This window comes from Thalassorhabdomicrobium marinisediminis (assembly GCF_003072065.1).
GTDB classification, from domain to species: Bacteria; Pseudomonadota; Alphaproteobacteria; order Rhodobacterales; family Rhodobacteraceae; genus Octadecabacter; species Octadecabacter marinisediminis.
The window spans coordinates 1-1,081 of record NZ_QCYG01000026.1 but is presented as its reverse complement, the minus strand read 5'-3'; the positions used below and the strand labels follow the sequence as shown (position 1 = coordinate 1,081).

Annotated in this window: 1 protein-coding gene; it reads right to left on the bottom strand. The window is 60.9% G+C overall.

From position 1 onward, the window contains the following. Window positions 1–54: 54 nt before the first annotated feature. Entirely contained in the window at window positions 55–1,014 is a 960-nt protein-coding gene (locus tag DC363_RS16580) for an IS5 family transposase (RefSeq protein ID WP_108642267.1), read from the bottom strand. Window positions 1,015–1,081 lie beyond the last annotated feature (67 nt).

Below are 1,081 nucleotides of genomic sequence, written 5' to 3'. Positions count from 1 at the left end.
GGCCTTGTTGCATGGATCGAATTTGAGACGAAATCGCCCCTTTCCCCGGCGACATCACGACACGCGCTGAAATTCCGCACGTCCGAGGCGTGTCATGCGGTTGAGGATCTTGGTGGCGATGACGGTTTCGGTGGTCTGGGTCTCCATCTTGCGGGCGCGCAGCGTGTCGCCGATGACGGTCTTGTAGCGTCCGATCTGGGCCTCAACGCGGGAACGCTGGCCATAGCCGGTCTGCTTTTGCCAAGCCATGCGCCCCTTCGCGCGGATCGCCTTGATATGCGCGTCCCGCACCGCGTAGCTGCCGCAAACTGCGTTGGCGGGCGGCGGGATGATGATCTCGACATCAGGGCCGCAGTGGTCCTTGATCACATCGTGAATGGGCTGGCCGTCATAGGCACCATCCGCGATGAAGCAGGCGATATGGCGGTCCGTCATGTGCAGCAGATCAGGCAGGGCCGCAGGATCGCCCACATGTTCGGTCGTGAGCATTGAGGTCACGATCTCACCGCTCTCCGGGTCCAGGCTGATATGCAGCTTGCGCCATGTTTTACGACGTTTTCGGTCGCCGTGTTTCTGGTCGAGCCAGCCGGTCTGGCCGGTCACCCTCAGGCCCGTACTGTCCACGATCAGCGTGATCGGGCCGCTGGCTATCCGCGGGAGCGGGCACACAGAAAGGCCCGCCCCACGGCGTGACAGCGTGGAGAAATCGGGCACAGGCAGGTCCAGATCGGCGAGCTTCAGAAGTGACCGCACCATCCCTTGCGTCTGCCGAAGAGGTTGGCCAAACAGCACGCGCAGAGACAGGCAGATCTCAATCGCCAGATCAGAATAAACCAGCCGACCGCCCCGTCTCCCCGATGCCGGCGCGCACCATTCGGACAGCAGGTTTTCATCAAACCAGATCGTCAGATCACCCCGCTGTCGCAGGCTTTCATTATACTCGGGCCAATTGCTGACCCGGTAATTCGGTTTCCGGAATTTGTGACGCTGCCCGTCGCTGAACTTGTACGGCATCAGATCGTCCTTCCCGAAAACCTGTCACCCCGATACCGGAAAATCGCTGATCCATGCAACAAGGTCC

Excerpts from the sequence above, each read along its gene's own strand:
- DC363_RS16580 (WP_108642267.1), bottom strand. The coding sequence starts at position 1,014 with ATGCCGTACAAGTTCAGCGACGGGCAGCGTCACAAATTCCGGAAACCG.